This window comes from Streptomyces sp. NBC_01288 (assembly GCF_035982055.1).
GTDB lineage: Bacteria > Actinomycetota > Actinomycetes > Streptomycetales > Streptomycetaceae > Streptomyces.
Window position 1 is genome coordinate 9,151,714 of sequence record NZ_CP108427.1, and the last position, 22,006, is coordinate 9,173,719.

At 70.5% G+C, this 22,006-nt stretch carries 14 protein-coding genes; 7 read left to right on the top strand and 7 right to left on the bottom strand.

The genetic code is table 11. From position 1 onward, the window contains the following. Positions 1–211: 211 nt before the first annotated feature. The 3 genes from OG194_RS41160 to OG194_RS41170 all read left to right on the top strand — a co-directional run bounded on the left by OG194_RS41160 (position 212) and on the right by OG194_RS41170 (position 4,508). The gene (locus OG194_RS41160) at positions 212–2,125 is read left to right on the top strand and encodes an N-acetylmuramoyl-L-alanine amidase (protein ID WP_442811703.1); all 1,914 of its coding nucleotides are present in this window, start codon (positions 212–214) and stop codon (positions 2,123–2,125) included. A gap of 81 nt (positions 2,126–2,206) precedes the next feature. Continuing rightward, complete coding sequence (locus OG194_RS41165; protein WP_327405806.1) at positions 2,207–2,641, top strand: OsmC family protein; 435 nt, start codon at positions 2,207–2,209, stop codon at positions 2,639–2,641. 196 nt (positions 2,642–2,837) lie between these two features. Beyond that, positions 2,838–4,508 (top strand): hypothetical protein, encoded by a 1,671-nt coding sequence (locus OG194_RS41170; protein ID WP_327407374.1) that lies wholly within the window; start codon positions 2,838–2,840, stop codon positions 4,506–4,508. An 83-nt stretch (positions 4,509–4,591) separates the two neighbouring features. Here OG194_RS41170 and OG194_RS41175 read toward each other — a convergent pair whose 3' ends face one another. The 6 genes from OG194_RS41175 to OG194_RS41200 form a co-directional block, all read right to left on the bottom strand. Continuing rightward, on the bottom strand, positions 4,592–5,233 hold the full coding sequence (locus OG194_RS41175; RefSeq protein ID WP_327405807.1) for a cutinase family protein: 642 nt from the start codon (positions 5,231–5,233) through the stop codon (positions 4,592–4,594). 94 nt (positions 5,234–5,327) lie between these two features. Continuing rightward, on the bottom strand, positions 5,328–6,605 hold the full coding sequence (locus tag OG194_RS41180; protein ID WP_327405808.1) for a PucR family transcriptional regulator: 1,278 nt from the start codon (positions 6,603–6,605) through the stop codon (positions 5,328–5,330). Between the two features lie 122 nt (positions 6,606–6,727). Beyond that, complete coding sequence (locus tag OG194_RS41185) at positions 6,728–7,675, bottom strand: alpha/beta hydrolase (RefSeq protein ID WP_327405809.1); 948 nt, start codon at positions 7,673–7,675, stop codon at positions 6,728–6,730. Between the two features lie 9 nt (positions 7,676–7,684). Next, positions 7,685–11,629, bottom strand: coding sequence for an acyltransferase domain-containing protein (locus OG194_RS41190; RefSeq protein ID WP_327405810.1), 3,945 nt, complete (start codon positions 11,627–11,629; stop codon positions 7,685–7,687). Beyond that, complete coding sequence (locus OG194_RS41195) at positions 11,626–13,368, bottom strand: fatty acyl-AMP ligase (RefSeq protein ID WP_327405811.1); 1,743 nt, start codon at positions 13,366–13,368, stop codon at positions 11,626–11,628. The genes OG194_RS41190 and OG194_RS41195 overlap by 4 nt, the downstream gene beginning before the upstream one ends. Before the next feature lie 71 nt (positions 13,369–13,439). Continuing rightward, positions 13,440–14,975 carry an acyl-CoA carboxylase subunit beta gene (locus OG194_RS41200; protein ID WP_327407375.1) on the bottom strand — a complete coding sequence of 512 codons (1,536 nt, stop codon included), beginning with the start codon at positions 14,973–14,975 and terminating at the stop codon, positions 13,440–13,442. Positions 14,976–15,251: 276 nt separating this feature from the next. Here OG194_RS41200 and OG194_RS41205 point away from each other — a divergent pair, with 276 nt between their 5' ends. Both OG194_RS41205 and OG194_RS41210 read left to right on the top strand, forming a co-directional pair. Further along, the gene (locus OG194_RS41205) at positions 15,252–16,928 is read left to right on the top strand and encodes a glycosyl hydrolase family 28 protein (protein WP_327405812.1); all 1,677 of its coding nucleotides are present in this window, start codon (positions 15,252–15,254) and stop codon (positions 16,926–16,928) included. A gap of 448 nt (positions 16,929–17,376) precedes the next feature. Further along, positions 17,377–17,676 (top strand): hypothetical protein, encoded by a 300-nt coding sequence (locus OG194_RS41210; RefSeq protein WP_327405813.1) that lies wholly within the window; start codon positions 17,377–17,379, stop codon positions 17,674–17,676. Between the two features lie 594 nt (positions 17,677–18,270). Here OG194_RS41210 and OG194_RS41215 read toward each other — a convergent pair. Next, entirely contained in the window at positions 18,271–19,518 is a 1,248-nt protein-coding gene (locus OG194_RS41215) for a glycoside hydrolase family 125 protein (protein WP_327405814.1), read from the bottom strand. 702 nt (positions 19,519–20,220) lie between these two features. On the opposite strand from OG194_RS41215, the gene OG194_RS41220 reads away from it, so the two are divergent. Both OG194_RS41220 and OG194_RS41225 read left to right on the top strand, forming a co-directional pair. Beyond that, complete coding sequence (locus tag OG194_RS41220) at positions 20,221–21,102, top strand: carbohydrate ABC transporter permease (RefSeq protein WP_327405815.1); 882 nt, start codon at positions 20,221–20,223, stop codon at positions 21,100–21,102. Further along, a complete protein-coding gene (locus OG194_RS41225; protein WP_327405816.1) occupies positions 21,086–22,000 on the top strand; it encodes a carbohydrate ABC transporter permease in 915 nt (304 codons plus the stop codon). The genes OG194_RS41220 and OG194_RS41225 overlap by 17 nt, the downstream gene beginning before the upstream one ends. Positions 22,001–22,006: the final 6 nt, after the last annotated feature.

Genomic DNA, 22,006 nt, shown 5'->3' on the forward strand with positions numbered 1-22,006 from the left:
GGCAGGTTCGCTTGTCGTTCCTCGACTGAGGCAACCGCGCCGCACCGGATGACGTCGAGACCAATGGCACCACTGAGGGAATTGCCGACTCGCCTGCCCGCTGCGGGAGTTGTGGCGTCCGGTGGGTGATGCTGGAAGCTTCCGCACAGTGGTTCGGGCAGGCGTCGCCCCGCACGTCCGCCTCAGGGCACTACATACAAGGGAAAGATCCTTGCAGCAATCCTCGCGTAGAAGATCACCCCGGAAGGTGCTGGCCGGGATCCTGGCCGGCGGCGCCGTGGCCGCAGGCTGTTTCGCCGTACTGCCGTCGACGGCACAGGCCGCCCAGACCCCGGACGCCGACCGGCAGTCCTCCTTCGCCGACGCGGCAAAGGAGTTCGGCGTACCGCTCCCCGTGCTCCTGGCCGTGTCGTACCAGGAGTCGCAGTGGGACGACCACGACGGGCACTACAACACCTCGGGCGGATACGGCCCGATGAACCTGACGGACGTCACCGCCAAGATGGTGTCCGGGGGCGCTGCGGGCGCCGCAGGTCGTGGCGACCTCGCCGAGCTGACGTCGGACCCGGCCCTGCACACCCTCGACGCCGCGGCGAAGCTCATCGACACCCCGGCGACGGGACTGCGCACCGACGACCGCCAGAACATCCGCGCCGGTGCCGCCCTACTCGCCTCGTACCAGCGGGAGTTGGCGGGCAAGAGCTCCACCGACCCGGCCGACTGGTACGGCGCGGTGGCCAAGTACAGCCAGTCGTCGGACAAGAAGGCCGCGCAGCTCTTCGCCGACCGCGTCTTCAGGACCGTGTCCACGGGCGCCTCGCGGACGACTGTCGACGGACAGCACGTCGAACTCGCGGCGCAGCGGGCGATCCGGCCCGAGACCCGACAACTGTCCGAACTGAAGCTGAAGACCGCCGCTACGGCCACCGACACCGAGTGCCCCGCCACGGTCGACTGCACCTTCCTCGCCGCGGCCGCCTCCAACGGACAGGTCGCGGGCCGCCCGGGCGACGGCGTGCAGATCAAGTACATCGTCCTGCACGACACCGAGTCGTCCTACGACGCCGCGATCAAGACGTTCCAGACGGCGGGTTCCGGCGACTCGGCGCACTACGTCATGCGGGCCTCGGACGCGGCCGTCACGCAGATGGCGCACACCAAGGACATCGCCTTCCACGCCGGCAACTACTGGTTCAACATGCACTCGATCGGCATCGAGCACGAGGGCTACGCCGCGCACGGAGCCACCTGGTACTCGCAGGCGCAGTATCAGGCGACGGCCGATCTGGTGAAGTACCTCGCCGCGAAGTACGACATCCCGCTCGACCGCGAGCACATCATCGGCCACGACAACGTGCCCGGCCCGCAGGACAGTTACGTGCGGGGCATGCACTGGGACCCCGGCCCCTACTGGGACTGGACGGCGTTCATGAACATGGTCGCCCCGGCGAGGGCGGCCCACGCGCAGAGCGCCGCCCGGCACGCCCCGAGGGTGGGTTCGGCGGTCACCATCAGCCCCGAGTTCGCGACCAACCAGCAGACCGTCCAGGTCTGCCCGGCCGACGACCCCACGGGCGCCACCACCGCGTGCACCGAGAGCACCGCGCCCTCCAACTTCCTTCCGGTGCGCACCGGTCCGAGTGCGGACGCGCCCCTGTTCGCCGACCCGGCCATCCACCCCGGCGCGAGCGCGGGCACCGACTCGATCCACGACTGGGGCAGCACCGTCCAGGCCGGCCAGCAGTTCGTGGTCGCCGACGTCGACGGCGACTGGACCGCCATCTGGTTCAGCGGCGCGAAGGTGTGGTTCCACAACCCCCACGGCGTCAACACCTGCGCCGCGCCCGGCGCCACGATCCTCCACTCCGGCGATCAGGCCGCGACCCTCTACGGCTCCGGCTACCCGCAGGCGTCGGAGTACCCGTCCGGCCTGTCCCCGTCCACCCAGAAGCCCCTGACCGTCTACGGCTTCCCGACGGGCCAGGCCTACGTCGCCACCCAACCCCCGGTCAGCGCCGACGACTTCTTCGTCTCGGGCGACACGTACGTCACCGGCGCGGCCAAGTACTACACCATCCAGTACAACCACCGAGTCGTCCTGGTCGACGCCTCGCAGGTCTCCTGAACCGGCCGGTGCGGGCGGCACACGTACGACCTGCCCGCACCGGTCGAGCTCTTCGGCAGGGCGCTCTGCGAGGATCTCCCCATGAGCGACAACCCCCTGCGCCAAGTCACCGTCGACCGCACCGCCCCCGGCCGCTTCACCGCGACCAACGCCCGCGGCGGCACCGTCGACTTCGGTACCGCCGTCGGCGGCGGCACGGAGTTCACCCCGGTCGAGCTACTGCTCGCCGCGATCGGGGGCTGCACCGCGGCCGACGTCGACGTGGCGACCACGCGGCACGCGGAGCCGGACGGGTTCACCGTCACGGTGACCGGCAACAAGGTCAGCGACGACCTCGGCAACCGGATGACCGACCTCGCGGTCACCTTCGCCGTGACCTTCCCGGAGGGGGAGGCCGGGGACCGGGCCCGCGCGATCCTGCCCCGGGCGGTCACCGTCTCCCACGACCGGCTGTGCACGGTCAGCCGTACGGTCGAGACCGGCACGCCCGTCACCGCGACGATCAAGGACGCCTGACCCCACCCCGTTGCCCGCGAGGTTCTCTGCGAGCAGGTGACAAGGGCACCGGCATGCGCTGCGTTCTTGTGAGCACCGCCTGATCCCGTGGTCCCGGCCGTCCTACGGTCCGGCCATGAACACGAGTCGCGGCAAAGGAAGTTCGTGGCGCGGAGCCACGAGGGCAGGACGTACGTGGCGCGGTGCCGCGTTCGCGGTGTTGTTGACCGCGGGATCGCTCACCGCCGCCGCTCCGCAGGCCCAGGGCGAGAGCGCCCGCACCGAGACCCCGGTGGCGTCGACGCATCCCGCCGACGGTGTGGCCGAGTCGCTGGTGCGGGTCAAGGTGCCGTTACCGCAGTCGTTCGGTGCCCGTCCGGCGGCGTGCGACTGGCTGTCGTATCTGCGGTACCGCTCCACCGACGGCCCGAGCGCCTCGGCCGACGCCGACCGGATCCTCGTGGCCCAGCCGGGGATTCTGGAAGGGGCCGGGGCGTTCGACAGCGTCGCCCGCGACACGGTCGCCCAAGCCGCCGCGCAGGGACGGCACATCGAGTTCTGGGCCCTGGACCGGCGCTCCAACTGCCTTGAGGATCCCACCGGTATAGCCTCCGGCGACCAGCACACGGCCGTCGACTACTACTACCGGGGCAAGTCCGTCGGCGGCCGGACCTTCGCCGGGTTCGTCGGCAACGACCAGCTCGGCTGGATGGCCAAGCTCGGCATCGAACAGACCGTGCGGGACGAATACGACCTGCTCGTAGCCGAGTTGCCCGATCAGGGCGTACGCAAGAACAAGGTGCTGTGCGGCGGGCACTCGCTCGGCGGCGTCATCACCGGCTACTTCGCGGCGGCCGACTTCGACGGCGACCCCGCGACCACGGCGGACGCCGGTCAGAACCAGTGCGCCGGGTACTTCGCCCTCGACACGACGATCTCCACCGATCTGTCGGACCTGAGCGGAAGCATCCCGGACGACACCAACCTGCCTGACATCGGGCTCGGTTACGCCGTCGTACAGGCCGGGCTCGACAGCGGTGTGCTGTCCCGCTCGCTGTCCGCGCCCGTGCTGCTCAACCCCGAGACGATGACCCTGCTCGCCATCGCCGGCCTGGGTGCCGTACAGAACCCGGACGGCGAGGCGGACCTGCCGTCCTACCTCCCCTCCAACGTCAACATCGAGGCCACGAACCGCTTCCTGTTCTCCAAGGACGCCGCCACGTTCCTCACCGGCTCACCCGCGGTGAAGGACTTCCGGCTCACCAACGACGCGGTGCTCGGGTCGCTGATGGACGACAACTCCGTGCCGCTGGCCTTCCTACAGAGCAGCGTGGGCTTCTTCGACGGTGGGCCGATCGTCGACAAGAACTTCCCTGTCGCCAACGGGAGTTCGGACCAGTCGCAGCTCGTCGGCGTCGAGTACAAGGCGATTCCCGCACAGCCGCACGGGCCGCTCTACACCTGGCGCGATTACGACCGTGTCGGCGCCGCCGACGACCCCGGGTACCGGTCGGCCGACGGGACCCCGTTCACCAACGCCTCCAAAGAGGTCACCGACATCCACGAGCTGGCCCGCAGCATGGGGGAGCAGCCGCTGGACTTCACCGAGCAGTACTTCCCGACCAAGCTGGTCACCGACATCGAGCTGGCCACCTCGCCACAGGTGAAGCAACTCCTCGTGCACCCGGGCGGGTTGTCGGCCAACCCGACGCTCACCGTCCTCGCGGGCGACGGCCTGCTCGCCGGTCACGTGCCGGCCGGTCTGCACCCCGTCATCGCCCCCGGCTACCAGCACCTCGACGTACTGACCGCGGCCCCCGTCCAGAACAACGGCCGCCCCGAGGTCGCCTCCAGCAGCCTCGCCGCCTTCGCCCTGTCGCCCAAGTAGCTTTCCCCGCACACCAGTAGGGCCCAGGAGGATCAACTCCCGGGCCCTACCGTGTTGTTCGTGCTCTACACCGTCGCTACGGCTCAGACCTTGCCTGCCGCGAACGTGGCCGCCGCGTCCGCGTCGGAGGTGTAGCCGAGGTGGGCGAGGACGTCGGTTCCGCCGTTCTGGCAGATGGGGTCACCGTTGGCGCAGAAGTCGATGGTGCGGCTCTGGTAGGTGCCCGTGACGCTCTTGCCGAGGGCCCGGATCGGATTGCCGAACAGCAGCACCGCGGCGACCTTCGGCTCCACCGCGGCAGGGATGGTCGCCACGATCGGGCTGCCGACCACCGCGCCGTCGCTGCTGATTCCGATGGAGTTGTCGACGACGTTCGCGCCCTGCGAATAGCCGACGAGAATGAAGCGCTGATTTGGGCAGGCCGCCGCTTGCGCGTTGACGTGGTTCACCACATCGAGGTTTCCCGTCGCGGCGGACGTGAGGGAAAGGTCGGCGGGATAGTTCACCGCATAGCTGGAGAGCGTCTTTCCGGTGATTTTCTGCTGGAGCGCGGAGTACACCGGGTCGCCGACGATCAGGCCGAGTGTGCCCGGCTCGAAGGTGCCGCGAGCCGCCACGACGTCGAGGTCAGAGCAGGTGGCGGCCGATGCGGTGGGTGCGGAGAGGGTGGCGAGCCCGGCCCCGCCGGCCAGCGAGAGCGCGGCGAGGCATAAGCGAATACGCATGGGAATCCTTTGAGGGTGGGGCGCTTGCGGCGCCTGTGGAAAGGACTGTCCCGAAGGTATTCGCGTTCCCGTGCCCGGTGTTATGGACGGGAATTCAGAAACTCTCTCTGTTTTTGTCGCCCCGTGAGTCGCGGTCACCGCCCCGTGAGTCGCGGTCGCCCTCCCGTAAATCCGCCGAACGCAGCGCGAGGATCAGGTCCAGACGAGTTCCGGGATCGTGCAAGGACGCGCCGAAGAGTTTCTCCAACTGACGCAGGCGATAGCGGACCGTCTGCGGGTGGATATGGAGCCGCGCGGCGACATCGGGCACGTTGCTGCCGCCCAGCAGCCAGGCGAGCAACGTCTCGGCCAGCCGCGGGCGTTGACCCTCGGAAGCGGCGTCGAGCGGCGCCAGGGCCCGTAACTCCAGCTGGGCGAGCAGCGGTTCGTCGCTGTGCAGCAACAGCGTCGACAGATGGTCGGCGCACAGCACCACGCCCTGCCGGGGCAGCACCCCGCGGCCCATCAGCCCCAGCGCCCGCGTGGCCCAGCGCAAGGACCGCGCGGCCTCGACGACCGGGACCGTAGGACCGATCGCCGCCGGACGGCCGCCCAGGCCGAGGACGAACGACCGCCCGCCGAACCGGCCGTAGCCCTCCGGGTCCGGCACCAGCACGCGCGGCGGCCGTGACTCCATGTCCGCCAGCGCGCCCGGCATCGCCGGCGGCCGGTCCTCCGCGCGCGGGTCCGCGGGGCCCGCCAGCGCGATGACGGCGACCTGCGCAGGCACCCGCCACCGCGCGCCGTGCGCCAGGTCCTGCAAGGCCTCCGGAGCCACCGGCCCCTCGCCCAGCAGGAGTTCGAGCAGTCGGCGGCGCCGCCGCTCCACCTCGTCCGTGCTGCGCGACTGGGCCTCCGCGTACCCGGCGGCGGCCGCCTCCGCGACCTCGTGCACGGTCCGGAACGCCAGCTCGCCCAGCGCGGCCACCACCGCCGAATCCAGGCCGAGTTCCTCCGCCGTACGGCCCATCAGCCGCCAAGCATGCAGCCCGCCGACGCGGATCGCCGACTGAAGCGCCTCCAGACTGCGGCCCTCCAGGGCCTCGCCGCGCCCGAGTTCCGCGTAGTACGCCGCCGCCATCGCGGCGTTCTGGCCGTGCGGGTCCGCGATGTGGTCGACGAACAGCGTGAGCGCCTGCACCACCCCGGACCTGAGGTTCTCGCGGTACGTCCCGTCGGCCGGCCGCGCGTACTCGGGGACCTCTCTGCGCACCACCACCTCCACCTCGTCGGAGACGACGCTGAGTTGGGCGCGCAGCAGCTCGGCCAGGTCGGGCGGAACCAGAGCGGTTCCGGGCTCGGTGGGTACTCCGCGCGGGGTGGGGACAGCCACGACGGACACTCCTTTCCCCCGGAGGCGGCTCGCCCACGGACTGTTGCCCGTGGGACGAGGGGGACGTCCCGTGTTGGACGGTCGTCCCCTGCGCTCCGTTCCGTGCCCCGGCTGCACCGACATCACTCCGGCAGCCCCAGCGCACCGGCGAGCATCGGCCACGAGGTGGTGAACTCCCCTTTCCAGTAAGCCCAGCTGTGACCTCCTCCCGAGTAGAAGTGCGTGGTCACCGGAACGCCGAGCAGGGCGAGAACGCCGGTGAAACTGTGCGCGGAGGGCCACAGCAGACTCTCCAGCGCCTCGGGCAGCCAGTCGCCCGAACCCCCGGCCACACCACTGCCGTTGGACACGTACAAGGGTGTCCCGCGCAGCCCGCCGGCCTGGGCGCGCGGATTGGCGGCCTGCCAAGTCAGCAGGTCCAGAAGGGGATTGCCCCAGAGGGCGCGCGGCGCCAGATTCTCGCGGGCCACGATGGCGTCCACGAGGGAGGGCACCCCGGGGGCCGTGGTGTCGAGGATGCCGCTGTACGACGCGGCGGCGGTGAACGCCCCCGGGTGACGGGCCGCGTGCGCCATCGCGCCGTAGCCTCCGGTGGACACCCCGGCGACGGCCCGCACACCGGACGCCCGGTAGTCACGGGCCAACAGCGCCGGAACCTCCGTGAGTTGGAAGGTCTCGTAGTCGGGACCGTCCCGCCACGCGCTCGGGATGCCGGTGGGTCCCGCGTCCGGTATCGCCACGATCAGATCGCGGCCCTCGGTGAACGCCTCGATGTCCGTCTCCCGCGTCCACGACGTGTAGTCGTCGTGCGCCCCGTGCAGCAGATACAGCACGGGATACGTCCGCCCGGGCTGCGCGTCGAAGTCCGACGGCAGGATCAGCCGCACCGGCGCGCTGCGGCCCAGCGCGGGTGACGACACGGACACGTCGAACGTGCGCGCCGAGATCTGCGTCGCGGCCCGGGCCCGGCCCACGGCGGCCGTGGCACCGAACAGGAGGGCAAGTCCCGTGGCCGCGGAGGCCCTTGTGACGGCGCGTCGGGACATCCCGTGAGGGTGGTGGTGCGGCATGGCGGCTCCTCAGGCTGGTTCGGCGGGTCCCTCCGGGGAGGCGAGCACCCGCCGCAGATGGGCGGCGATCTCGTCGACGTACGGTGGGTCGAGCAACGACAGGTGGTGCCCCGCCACCGGTACGACCGTCAGACGCGGGCACACCTCGTCCCAGCCGAGCGCGTCGTCGTCCCGTTCGTACGCCGGGTCGCGCACGGTGTGCGGAGCCGGTTCGGTGGCCCGGTACAGCACCACCCGCCCCTCGTACCGGCCCGGTTGATGCGCCTCGCCGATCCGCAGATCCAGATACGAGGCACGCTGGTGCTCCAGCACGGCCGGCGGCACTTCCACGACCCCGCGCAGGGTGCGCAGCACGCGGCCGATGCGCTCGTGGTCGTCGTCCAACGCCACGAGTTCGTCGTAGGGCAGGGCGAGTTGGACCCCGTATGTGTCGGCGATGTGCCGGGCGAAGCCCGTGAGGTGCGCGCGGATGCGGTCGGCGGGTGCGCGGTCGGGCTGGGGGAGGGGCCGTACGGAGTCCATGAGCACGACGAGTTCGACCTCCCGCCCGCCGGCGGTGAGTTGACGTGCCGTCTCCTGCGCCACGAAACCGCCGAAGGACCAACCCGCAAGCACACAGGGCCCGTCGGGATGAGCCAAGGTGATCGCCTCGACGTAGCGGCGAGCCTTCTCGGACACGGTGTGGGCGTCCTCGATCCGGTCCAGTCCGTGCATCGGCCGGTCCTCGCCGAGGCGTTCGGCGAGTGCGCGGTAGACGTCGGTGGTCCCACCGGCGGCGTGGAACAGGAAGAGCGGGGAGAGAGGGGATGGCGCGTCGGTCAACTGGCCTACGCGGTCCGCCACGTCGGCGACCGTGACGGCGTCGAACAGGTCGCGCAGGTGCAACTCGACACCGAAGTCGCGTTGCAGGGCGGTACGGATGCGGACGGCCATGAGGGAGTCCAGGCCGAGGTCGGTCAGTGCCGTGGTGGGGGTGATACGGGCCGACGGATGGCCGGTGACGCCGGCGATGTGATGGCTGACACGGGCGGTCACCGAGTCGTCTAGGGCTGTTGGGCTCGGCTCGGCCCAACGGTGTGCGGCGGGTGCTGCGACGGGAGTTCGGCCGTCGGTCCACCAGTACCGGACGTGCCGCCAGCGCGGTACCGGGAGGTCGATGACCCGGCCGGACGGTAGGGGCAGGTTCAGTCCCGCCGTGTACAAGGCCCCCAACTCCCTTAGAAACGCGGCGGATCCGTCCGCGTCGCGGTGCAGCGTGCCGACGGTGAGGGCGCCGGGCACGTTGTCGGCGATGGACCTGGCCAGGACCGGATGCGGCGAGATCTCCACGAAGGCGGTGTGTCCGTCCGCCGCAGCGGCGGTGAGGGCACGGTCCAGGCGAACCGGTTGGCGCAGGTTGGCGGCCCAGTGGCCGGCGTCGAACTCGCAGGCGCCGCGCGGGTCGTGGAGCACGGTGGAGTAGACGGGGATGCGCGGCGGCCGACCCCGGACATCCGCGAGGGCCTCGGTCAGTTCCGGCAACAGCGGGTCCACCTGAGGCGAGTGTCCGGCGCCGACCACCCGCATGACCCGGGCGGCACGCCCCCGCTCCTCCAGTCCACGCACCAGCCGGGCGACCGCCATCTCGTCGCCGGTGACGACCTTCTGCCGGGGCGAGGAGTGCACGGCGACATGCACACCCGGGAAGTCCCGCTCCAGAGAAGCCAGTTCACTGTCATCCAGGTCTACGACGGCCATCGCGCCCCCGTGCAGCTCCCCCAGCAACCGCGCCCGTACGGCGACGACCCGGGCCGCGTCCGCCACGTCCAGCGCGCCCGCGCAGACGGCGGCGGCCACCTCGCCCAGGGAATGGCCGATCACGGCGACCGGCTCGACGCCGTAGGACCGCCACAGCTCCGCGAGTGCCAACTGGACGCCGAACAAGGCTGGTTGAGCGACGTCGAGCCGGTCGAGATCCCCGGCGGAGAGCAGGTGCTCGTGGAGGGAGAAGCCGAACACGTCAGCCACCTGTGCGTCGAGCTTCTCCACGGCGGCGGCGAAGGCCGGTTCCTCCAGGAGTAGTTGGCGTCCCATGCCGGTCCACTGGCTGCCGTATCCGGAGAACACCCAGACCGGACCCCGCCCTACGAGATCCCGGTCACCGGTCATCACGCGCGCATCCGGGCTTCCACCCTGCGCCAACGCGGCCAGCGCATCGGCCAGTTCACCCCCGTCGCGAGCGACGACCGCGGCGCGCACGGGCCCGCGCCCCACCCGTCCGGCGAGAGTGCGCGCCACATCGGCGGGACGGGCGGCGTTCCCTTCGGGCGTACCGAGCCACGCGGCGAGACGGGACGCGGTGTCGCGGACCCGCTCGGTGTCGACGTCGGAGAGGAGATGGAGGCGGGCGGCGGACTCTTCCAGCGGGGGCAGTGCGGGCCGCCATTCCTCCACTACGGCATGGGCGTTGGTGCCGCCGAACCCGAAACCGGAGATGCCGGCGGTGGCCGTACCGCCGTAGCGGGGCCAGGGTTCGGGCTCGGTGACCACGCGGAGCCGTGTGTCGTCGAGGGTGTTGCCGTGCAGCGACGGTGGGACGAGGTCGTGGTGGAGGGCGAGGACCGTTTTCACCAGGCCGGTGATGCCCGCCGCGGATTCCAGGTGGCCGAGGTTTCCCTTCACCGAGCCGAGCAGCAGCGGCTGTTCGGGGTCACGGCCGGCGCCCAGCACCGCGCCGAGCGCGCCCGCCTCGATCGGGTCGCCGAGCGGGGTGCCGGTGCCGTGCGCCTCGACGTAGTCGATGTGGGCCGGGGCGAGTCCGGCGCGTGTGTACGCGGTGGCCAACAGAGCTTGCTGGGCAGCCGGGTTGGGGGCGAGGAGACCGTTGGAACGGCCGTCGGAGTTGACGGCGGTCGCGCGGATGACCGCGAGGACACGGTCGCCGTCCCGTTCCGCGTCGGACAGCCGCTTCAGCAGCACCGCCGCGCAGCCCTCGCCGCGTCCGATGCCGTCGGCCACGGTGGAGAAGGGCTTGCAGCGGCCGTCGGGGGCGAGCGCGCCCGCCCGTTCGAAGGCGACGCCGACGACGGGGGAGAGGAGGACGTTGACTCCGGCGGCGATTGCCGAGTCGGTCTCACCGGTGCGGAGGCTGACGCAGGCCTGGTGGACGGCGACGAGGGAGGACGAACAGGCCGTGTCCACCGCCATGTTGGGGCCGCGGGTGTCCAACACGTACGCCAGTCGGCCCGCCGCCACACTCAGCGCCGCGCCCGCCGGGGCCCACGGGTCGACGGCGTTCGCGTCGGCGCCGGTGAGCTGTCCGTACTCCGGGGCCGAGACGCCGACGTAGATGCCGGTGGCCGTGCCCGCCAGGGAAGTCGCGGGGACGGAGGCGTGGTCGAGGGTCTCTCGGACGACCTCCAGGAGGATGCGTTGCTGGGGGTCCATCACCGCGGCCTCGCGCGGGGTGATGCGGAAGAAGTCGGCGTCGAACCCGGCGATGTCGTCCAAGTAGCCGCCGTGCAGGGGGGTTTCGGGCGGCGGGAACGCCGTGAAGTCGGCCCATCTGTCCTCGGGGACGCGGCCGATCGCGTCGACACCGTCGATCAGCAGGCGCCAGTAGTCGGCCGGACCGTGCACTCCGCCCGGCAGTCGGCAGCCGACCCCGATGACCGCCACCGACTCGCCCAGCGCCACAGCAACTGGGGCCGTCTGTAAGGCAGTTGGCGTGGTCGTACCGCACACCCGCTCCACCAGCGCGTCCACGGTCGGCGCCTCCCACAGCAGGGTCGTCGGCAACTCGTGGCCCGTCAGCGAGGACAACTCGCCCGCCAGCACGACCGCGTCCCGGGAGGACATGCCGAGGTCGGCCAACGGTCGGTCCAACGGGACGTCGTCGACAGGGGTGTTGTTCCACTCGGCCACCCGTTCCGCGATCCGGCGGCGCAGCAGCGTTCTCGTGTCGGCGGCCGTCATACCGCGGTCTCCGCCGTGTAGGCGCCCTCCAGATAGCGGGTGCGGGTCAGGGCCCGGGACACCTTGCCGCTGGAGGTGCGGGGGACCGTGCCCGGTGCGACGAGGACGACGTCGGCGAGCCGCAGCCCGTGCCGGGCGGAGACGGCCGCGCGTACGGCACGCGTCAGGGCCGGTACGTCGACGTCGGCGAGGCTGGTCGTGCGCGCGTGCTCGGCGACGACCACCACCCGCTCGCCCGCGCCGCCCGGCACACCGAACGCGGCCAGCCGGTCGCGTCGTACGGCGTGATGCGCGTCCTGGGCGGTGGCCTCCACGTCCTGCGGATAGTGGTTGCGGCCGTCGACGACGATGAGGTCCTTGAGCCGGCCGGTGACGATCAACTGCCCCTCCAGCACGGTCCCGAGGTCGCCGGTGCGCAGCCAACTGCCCGGCGCCTCCTCGCCGAGCACGGCGCCGAAGACGCGCTCGGTCTGCGCCGAGTTGTTCCAGTAGCCGCGCCCCACATTGGGACCCTGCACCCAGATCTCCCCGACCTCCCCCTCGGCCAGCACCGCGTGGGCGACCGGATCGACGATGCGCACCCGCTGCCCAACTGGCGTACCGCAGGCGGCCAGTAGCACCGCTCGCGGGTCCTCGGGCCGCGCGGGCAGGGCCTTTCCGGCGGCGAGCGCGTCACGGTCGAGGGCGAACCGGCCGAGCGGGCGGCCGGGCCGGGCGGCGCTGACGAAGACGGTGGCCTCGGCGAGCCCGTACGACGGACAGTGCACCTCCGCCGCGAGACCCTGCGCGGCGAACGCGGCCTGGAAACGGTCGGCGGTGCCGGGCCGGACGGGCTCGCTGCCGTTGATCAGCGCGGCGACCCCGTCCAGCCGCAGCCCCTCCTTCTGCGCCCCGGTGACGGCGGAGGCGCAGTAGTCGTAGGCGAAGTTGGGCGCGGCACTCAGCGCCAGCGGATGCGCGGCCAACAGCCGTAGCCAGCGCGCCGGTTCGTGCAGGAACGCGGCCGGGTCCATGAGTACCGACAGCAGGCCGCGTACGACCGGGGCCGCGACGCTCAGCACGAGCCCCATGTCGTGGTAGAGCGGCAGCCAGCCCACGCAGGTCATCGGGTGCGCGTCGGCACTGTAAGCGGCAAGCGCCTGGCGGGCGTTGGCGACGACGTTCGCGTGCGTGATCTCCACACCGGCCGGAGCGCGGGTGGAGCCGGAGGTGTACTGGAGGTAGGCGATCGCGGCCGAATCCGGTTCCGGTGCCTGCCAGTTGAGCGCGGCGGAGTCCGGGACCCGGTCCGCCGCGAGGACTGTCACCCGCGCGCGCTCGCAGAAGTCCGTCACCTCGGGCAGGGCGCGGCCGGTGGTCACCACGACCGACGGGCGGGCGTCGCCCAACACCCCGACCAGCCGGTCGCCCTGCCCCGGCAGTCCGGGCGGATACAGCGGTACGGCGACCATCCCGGCCGTCAGCGCCGCCAGGAAACCGGTGATGTAGTCCGTGCCCTGCGGGCACAACAGGGCGACCCGTGAACCGGGTTCGGCATGCTCGGTGAGCCGTGCGGCCAGGGCACGCACGCGCAGGTCCAGGCGCTGCCAGGTCAGAGTGCGGTGCACACCACGGGAGTTGGGGGCGGGGTGGTCGACGAACGTGAACGCCCGGCGGTCCGGGGTGAGTTCGGCCCAGTGGCGCACGTACTCGGGCAGAGTCCGGTACGCGGGTGCGAGCGGGGGGCGGCGGCTGTCCATCGGGCGTGACTCCTCACATCGCGGAACATCGCGGTGTCGGCTGACGAGGGTGAACGAGGTGAAGAGGGCGGTCAGAGCGGGATGTTGCCGTGCCGCCGCTCCGGCATCGGGGCACGCTTGCCGCGCAGCGCGCGCAGGGCGCGGCCGACATGAGCGCGGGTGTCGCGCGGAGCGATCACGTCGTCGACGTACCCGCGCTCGGCCGCGAGGTACGGCGTCCCGTGCGTGGACTCGTACGCGGCGACCAGGTCGGCCCGCAGCGCCTCGGGGTCGGCAGCGGCGGCGAGTTGGCGCCGGTGCAGCACGCCCACGGCACCCTCCGCGCCCATGACGGCGATACGGGCCGTGGGCCAGGCGAGGTTGAGATCGGCGCCGAGGTGCTTGGAGCCCATCACCGCGTACCCGCCGCCGTACGCCTTGCGCACCACCACGGTGACCTTCGGGACGGTCGCCTCGGCGTACGCGTACAGGAGTTTGGCGCCGCGCCGGATGATGCCGCCCCGCTCCTGACGGACGCCGGAGAGGTAGCCGGGGACGTCGGCGAAGGTCAGCAGCGGGATGCCGAACGCGTCGCAGAACCGTACGAACCGCGCCGCCTTCTCGGAGGCGTCGATGTCGAGGACACCGGCCGAGTGCAGCGGCTGGTTGGCGACGACCCCGACACTCGCCCCCTCGACCCGGGCCAGCGCACAGATGATGTTCGGCGCGAACAGCTCCTGTACGTGCAGGAGTTCACCGTCGTCGACGACCGCGTGCAGGATGTCCCGCATGTCGTAGGCCTGGCCGAGCCGGTCGGGCACGATCCCGTCGAGCGGCGCCCCGTCGGCGACGGAACCGGGCGCGTACTCCGGTGGCCGCTCCAGGTTGTTGGCGGGAAGGTACGACAGCAGGTCGCGTACGGTGTCGAGCGCGTCGCCCTCGTCGGCGGCGAGGAAGTGGGCGTTGCCGTTCACGGAGTTGCTGGTGCGGGCGCCGCCCAGCTCCTCGGCGGTGGTGCGTTCACCGGTGACCGCCTCGATGACGTCGGGCCCGGTGACGAACATGTGCGAGGCACCGTCCACCATCACGGTGAAGTCGGTGATGGCGGGGGAGTACGCGGCACCGCCCGCACACGGGCCCAGGACGACGGAGATCTGCGGGATCACCCCGGACGCCTTCACATTGCGGCGCACCAACTCGGCGTAGAGGGCAAGGGAGTTGACGCCCTCCTGGATGCGGGCGCCGCCGGAGTCGTTGAGGCCGACGACCGGGCAGCCGGTCTTCAGGGCGAGCTCCATGAGGGCCACTGTCTTCTCGCCGAAGGCCTCGCCCATGCTGCCGCCGAAGACCGTGGAGTCCTGCGCGAACACGCAGACCGGCCGTCCGTCGACCGTGCCGTATCCGGTCACGACCCCGTCGCCGTAGGGGCGTTGGGCACCGTCGCCGACGGCTCTGGCCCGCACGAAGCCGCCGGTCTCGGCGAACGAGCCCGCGTCCAGCATCCGTTCGATGCGCTCCCGCGCACCGAGAGCGCCCTGTCTTCTCGGCGCGACCGTGGCAACCGCCCGCGCCCGACGGTGTTCCAGATCGCCGATGCGTCCGGCCGTGCCGTCCGCCGCGGGTGCCACTGCCGTCAGGGATGTCGTCGCCTCTAGCGTCACAGCCACCTCCGAAGTGGTTCTCGAATATGGCAGCGATTCGGGAGCGGACCGAGGGATCGCCGTTCTGTTTGCGGGAGTTGAGTCCCGGGCGACGGAGGTTCGTCCTGAGGTGACAAGGGAGTGACGCCGGCTCGGCACAGCACATGGGCGACAGCGGTCCAGACCATTAGTGTGGTCATGTCACTGGCAACGTTTCCATCCCGTCTTACGTGCCCCACCGATGTGACCACAGGAGGACCCCGGATGAGATCGTCGATGAGTTGGCCGTTGATCGCGGCCGACAGACGGCTGTTGACCGCGGCCGACGGAACCGAGAACCGCGTACTGCGCCCGCTGGCCCTGGTGTTGACCGCGCTCCTGCTCGGCGTCGCGGCCCTTTTCGGCGCCCCACAGTCCGCACAGGCCGCGGCGGGCACGGTGTCGGCGTACCCGGTGCCGTCCATCTACCCGGCGTCCACCGACTACAAGTTGACGGTCAACGGCACGTCCGTGCCCGTGACCAAGTACACCGGCTACGACATCGCCCAACTCGCCCTCGGCACGGGCACCGCCACCGTCTCCGTGAGCAAGCTCAACAATACGGACATCGGCGCGTACAGCATCAGCCCGCAGAAGCTGGGCATCACGGGGACCGTCAGCGGCCCGACCCTGACCTTCACCGTCCAGAACGACGAGTACCTGATCGTCAAGCTCGATGGCCGCCCCAACCTGGTCATCGCCGCCGACCCCGCCGAGACCAATCGCCCGGCGACCAGCGGCACCGGCATCTTCAACGTGCGGAGCGCGCCCTACTCGGTCCAGCCGAACACCGGCGCCTACACCACAACTCCCTTCCAGAACGCCCTCAATGACGCCGCCGCGTACGGCTCCGCGAACGGCACGCAGGGCATCGTGTACGTCCCGGCCGGCGTCTACACCCTCGGCAACCTCTACCTGCGGAGCGACCTCGCGTTCTACCTCGCCCCCGGCGCGGTGCTCCGCTACACGGGCGAGGCCAGCCACTACGTGGTGACCGGACACAAGACCTCGCAGGGCCGCGACCTCACCTGGTTCATCTCCACCCGCTACTCCTCGACGAACATCAAGATCTACGGCCGCGGCATCATCGACGGCAACGGCCAGGCCGCGCTCGCGCCCTCCAACCTCGGCGTGAACCTCCTCGCCCCGATCTACACGAGCGGCTTCACCGTCGACGGCATCACCTTCCGGGAGTCCAGCAGTTGGGCGGTCATCCCGCTGCGCTCCTCGGACCTGACCTTCCGCAACATCAAGATGTTCAACAGGTTCGACATGGGCGAGAACGACGGCATCGACGTCATGGAGTCCACCAACGTCACCGTCGACCACGCGATCGGCATCGGCCTCGACGACCCGTTCAGCACCAAGACCTGGCCCGACGTCGCCGACATCTACAAGAGCGTCCCGGGCACCGCCCGCCCGCTGGACAACGTCACCTTCAACGACCTTGTCTCCTGGACCTATTGCTACGGCGTCAAGGTCGGCCAGGGCGTCTACGAGTCGCAGAACAAGGTCACCTTCCAGCACGTCGTCGTCTACGACGCGGCCGTCGGTATCGGCGTCCACCACAAGTACGGCACGGCGAGCGCGACGAACCTCAAGTTCGACGACATCGACATCGAGCGGCTCAGCTTCAGCAACGACGGCAACCGGACCTGGCTCGCTTTGATGACCGGCAGCACGGCGGGCATCGGCCCGGTCACCGGCGTCACGATCTCCAACGTCCGTGTCCGCAACGCCGGCACGACCGCCGCACGCGTCAACGGCCTTCCCGGTGCGCCCATTTCAGGTGTGGCACTGAGCCACATCGTGATGCCGGGAAGCACGACCGGAGCGACCACCCTCAGCCAGGTCAACCTCACCAACCTCTCGGACTACGGCAGCCTGACCATCACCCCCTGAGGTCAGACAGCCAGGGGCGTCGCTCCCCAGGGTTCGGCCCAGCGCGAGCCGTACGGCCGCCGTGAGATCGGCGTCCGTACGGCCCGTGCGGGCGGCGGGATCCACCGACACGAACGAGGCCGTACCGGAGCACGCGATCAGGTCCAGGAACTGCCGGTTGAAGGTCCGGTCGGTCTGCGGTGTGCAGGGCACACTGTCCGCGTCCAGGGTGAACAGCCTGTTGTGCTGGGCCAGTCGGCCAGGCCGTGTTGCCCAAGGAAGTCGGTGAGCCGGGTGCACACCGGACTTCGCCGTCGAGCAGCGCGATTCCCGGTCCGGGCCACGCCTCCCGCCTGCGACGGTGCAGCCGCGTGGTGTCCATCTCGCCGCGTAAACTGCCGGCGCGTGTGCCTGTCTGTGATGTCGACGTGCACACTGACGGTTTCCCGTTCGACCGAAGGACCGAGCCGTGCCCGACCGACCTGAGATCGTCTGCATCTGCGGCTCCACCCGGTTCGTGGACGAGATGCGTGCGGCGAACCGTGATCTGACCTTCGCCGGTGTCATCGTCGTCGCGCCAGGCGAAGCGGACGAGTTGATCACCGACGAGCAGAAGACCGCGCTGGACGCCCTCCACCTGCGCAAGATCGACCTGGCTGACCGGGTTCTGGTCGTCAGCCCCGGCGGGTATATCGGCGAGTCCACGAGCAGGGAGATCGCATATGCCCGCGCCACCGGCAAGCCGATCTCGTTCACCGATCCCGTCTGACCGGTAGACACCTCGTGGTGCGCGCGGGCAACGAGTCTCGGTCAGCCGCGGAGCGTGTTGCCAGAGGGCCTTCGAAGCCGTCGGACGCGGCCTTGTGCCTGTGTCGCGTGACGTGATCTCTGATGAGGCGTGGGCCGTACTCTGACCCCTGTTTCCCGCTGTAATGGTTGCGGGCCGTCCGCCGGGACCGACGTACGGTGGTGGAGGCGACGGCGTGGCGGTTTCCACCGGTTCGTCGAGCCGGGTGCGGCAGCTCTGCGTGCGGGGCCTCGACGAATACGTGACAGCGCGGCCGGCCTGTCGCGCCGGCAGGCGGGGACGGGTACTGAACGGTCCGCGCGGCAACGGGAGTTCGCTGAGCCGCGCGTGCTCGTCCGGCCGGGTGTGGCAGTCCCGGGTGCGGGGGCTCGACCGCGACGTGGCAGCGTGGCCGCCCTGTTTCGGCGGCAGGCGGGGACGGTGCCGAACGGTCCTCGTGGCAAAGGGAGTTCGCCGCCGTCGGCCTGCTCGCTCGACCGAGTACGGCACCGCCGACGATTGGCCTCGACGGCAACGCGGCACCGCCGACGCCCAGCCTCCACAGCCACCGCCGGGTCACGCCGACCTGCCCCCCGCCCCCGACCCACCGGGCAACGCCCGCGGATGCACCGGAAAGAAATGCCGCACCCCGCCCCCGCACACCTCCAGCGCAAGCTCGCAGAACATCGCATTGGCCCAGCCGAACCAGTCCCGCGTGAACCGGCCCGGCGCGTCGACGTGGAAGCTCTCGTGCATCAGGCCGGTCCCGGCGGTGGTGGCGGCCAGGGTCTCCAGGGCCCGGGCCGCGTCGTCCGCGCTGCCGGTCAGGCCGGCGGTGGCTATCGCCAGCGGCCAGACATGACGTTCCGGCGTGTGCGTGCTGCCGATGCCGGACGCGTAACTCCCGCTGAAATATGAGGGGTTCGCCTCGGAGAGCGCGAAGCGGCGGGTGGCCCGGTACAGCGGGTCCTCGGGGGTGCACCAGCCGCTCAAGGGCAGGCTCAACAGGCTCGGGAGGTTCGCGTCGTCGCAGAGCAGGGCCGCCCCGAGGCCGTCGACCTCGTAGGCGAGGACGGAGGCGCCGTCGACCTCGGTCACCCCGTGCGCCAGGATCCCGGCGTCGATCTCGTCGGCCAACCGCCAGCACTCGTGGGCGAGTTCGGTGTCGTCGAGGACCGCCGCCGCCAACTCGGCGAGTCCGTGCAGGCTCGTCGACGCCAGCGCGTTGGCCGGGACCAGGTAGCCGTGGACGCACGCGTCGTCGCTCGGGCGGAAGCCCGACCACGTCATGCCGGTCCGACCGACCGGCCCACCACGGCCGTTGAGAGGCAGGCTGTCACCGGCGAACGGGCCGGTCGGCCGGACGAACCGGTAGGGCGAGCGCGCGTGGGACTGCTCGGCCCGCCACAGCCGCACGATCAGCCAGGCGGCGCGGTGGAACGCCTCGTCGAGATGGTCCTCGCGGCCGGTTGCCCGCCGGAGTGCGTACGCGAGCTGCAACGGCGCGCAGAGGGAGTCGAGTTCGTACTTGCGCTCCCACACCCAGTCGCCAGGCGTGGGCAGATCGCCGGGTTCGCCGTGCGCGCCGGTGGGGCCGTCGTTGAAGGCGTTGGCGTACGGGTCCAGGAGAACGCAGCGGATCTGGCGGCGCGAGACGGCGGCCAGGACGTCACCGACCTCCGGGTCCGTGGCCACGGCGAGGTACGGGCGGACCTGCGCCGTACTGTCCCGCAGCCACATCGCCGGGATGTCGCCGGTCTTCACGAAGACCTCGGACGGCGCGTCCGACGCCCCGCCCGATCCCCCGAATCCCCTGGCAGGCACCCCGGCCGCCAACCCGTACGCCGGACCACCCGACAACCCGTCCGGCCCCCCGTGCACCGAACGCCCCGGCAATCCCCCCGACATACCGCCCGACAGCCCACGCGTCGGCCCCTCCGACAGCTCACCCGCCGTACCGTCCGGCAATCCGCCCGCCGAACCGCCCGACACCCCGCCCGGCAGCCCCCTCGTCAGCCCACCCGCCGGACCCCCCGGACCAGCCGAGAAACCGTCCGACAGTCCCCCCGGCCCCCCGCCCGCCAACGCCCCCCAACTCATCGACGTAGCCCACGTATTGATCAGACACCGCTCGACGATCTCCCCCGCCGGACCACCCCGCAGCTCACCCGCCAGCCGCCGCCCGAGCGTGTTCAGCGACTCCGGAACTGCCCACACTGTTCCGGATGTTGATCCGGGAAACGTTACCATCGCGCCTCTTGACTCCCTCATGTGGCGTGCGCCACGGTGTGATCGCCAGGGAATGGAAACGTTACCTTGAGCGGGCCGACGACCACCAGACGGTCGGGTCCGCGCGATCCGAGTGATCGTCAACTCCTCGGAGGAAGAAGGTGAGCGCGTGTGACAGCCGCTCCGCACCAAGAGCCGCGAACCGCCGTACCGCCCGTGGACAGGCCGCCCGGCCGGGGGAGTCCGGGTCGCCTTGGACGACCGTGGCGACGATCGCCCAAGAGGTCCTCGGACACCTTGGCCGCGTACGTGTTCCTGGCGCCGGCGCTCATCGGCTTCACGGCGTTCGTCGTCTACCCGCTGTTCCGGTCCGCGTACTTCGCGCTGACGACGTACAACGGCCTGACGGACCCGAAGTTCGTCGGCCTCGACAACTTCCACCGCATGTTCACCACCGACCCGTCCTTCTGGCCCTCGGTGCGCGCCACGCTGCTGCTCGTCGTGCTGTACGTGCCGTTGTCATTGGCCATCGGGCTGGCCCTGGCGGTGTTCTGCAACCAGCGGATGCGCGGCGTCGGCCTGCTGCGCACCCTGTGCTATCTGCCGGTCGTGCTGCCCGTGGTCGCCACGATCACGCTCTGGAAGTTCGTGTTCAACCCCCAAGTCGGCCTGGCCAACCAGGTGTTGAACTGGCTCCAGCTGCCCACCAGCGAGTGGCTGTCGGGGGACGACTCGGCGATGCCGTCGATCGTGATCGTCATGCTGTGGAGCGTCGGCTCCACGATGATCATCTTCCTCGCCGCGCTCCAGGCGGTCCCCACCGAGCTGTACGAGGCGGCCAGGCTCGACGGCGCCGGCCCCCGCACGGTGTTCTTCCGGATCACCCTGCCCCTGATCAGCCCGATCATGATCCTCCAGGTGGTCCTCCAGATGGTGACCGCCCTCCAGGCGTTCAACCAGCCGAAGATCCTCTCGCCGGACAACCAGGGCGGACCCGGGTTCAGCACCAGGACCCTGATGCTGTCGATCTACGACAACGGCTTTCCCCGGCTCGGGCAGGTCTCCCAGTTCGGCTACGCCTCCGCCCAGGTGTGGGTGCTCTTCCTCGTCATCGTCGTCGTGATCGCCGCCACCGCCCGCTTCTCGTCGATATGGACCTACAGTGACCACGTCTCCTGACGTCACCAGGGCGCCGACGACCGCGCCGACACCGGCCGCCCCACCGACGAAGCCGCCCCGCAGAGCCGTACGCAAAGCATCCTGGTACGCGACCGCGCTGCTGATCAGCTCGGTGATGATCCTGCCCATCCTCTGGATGCTCACCGTCGCGCTGAAGGGCCCCTCGGCGGTCTTCGAGGTCCCGCCGAAACTGCTGCCCCACGAGTTCCACTTCAAGAACTTCATCGACGGCCCGAAGGTCATCCACTTCCCGCGCCTGCTGCTCAACTCCCTTGTCATCACCGGTCTTTCGGTGATCGGCGGGGTGATGACCTCGATGATGGCGGGCTACGCCCTGGCCAGGCTGCGCTTCCCCGGCCGGAAGGTGTGGTTCTACGTCTTCGTCGGCAGCATGCTGCTGCCCCCGGTGGTCGGCATCATCCCGCTGTTCCAACTCTTCAAGGACATCGGCTGGTACGACACCTGGCTGCCGCTGATCGTCCCGGCCTTCCTCGGCGGCAATCCGCTCTTCATCTTCCTGGCCCGGCAGTACTTCCTGTCGATCCCGCACTCCATCGACGAGGCCGCCAAGGTCGACGGCGCGGGACACGTCCGGATCTTCTTCAGCGTGATGCTGCCGATCACGAAGCCCGCCTGGATAACGATGTCAATCCTGGCCTTCCAGATGTCCTGGAACGACTACCTCAACCCGCTGATCTACCTGTACTCGTCCCAGAAGTGGCCGCTGAGCGTGGGCATGGCCTCCTTCGTCACCCAGTTCGCCGGCCAGACCCCGGACTGGAACCTCTACATGGCCACCAACCTGCTCTACATGCTCCCGCCACTGATCGTGTTCTTCGTCGCCCAGCGCTACTTCATCCAGGGCCTGAGCGCCCTGGGCACCGTCAACCAGCGCTGACCGGCG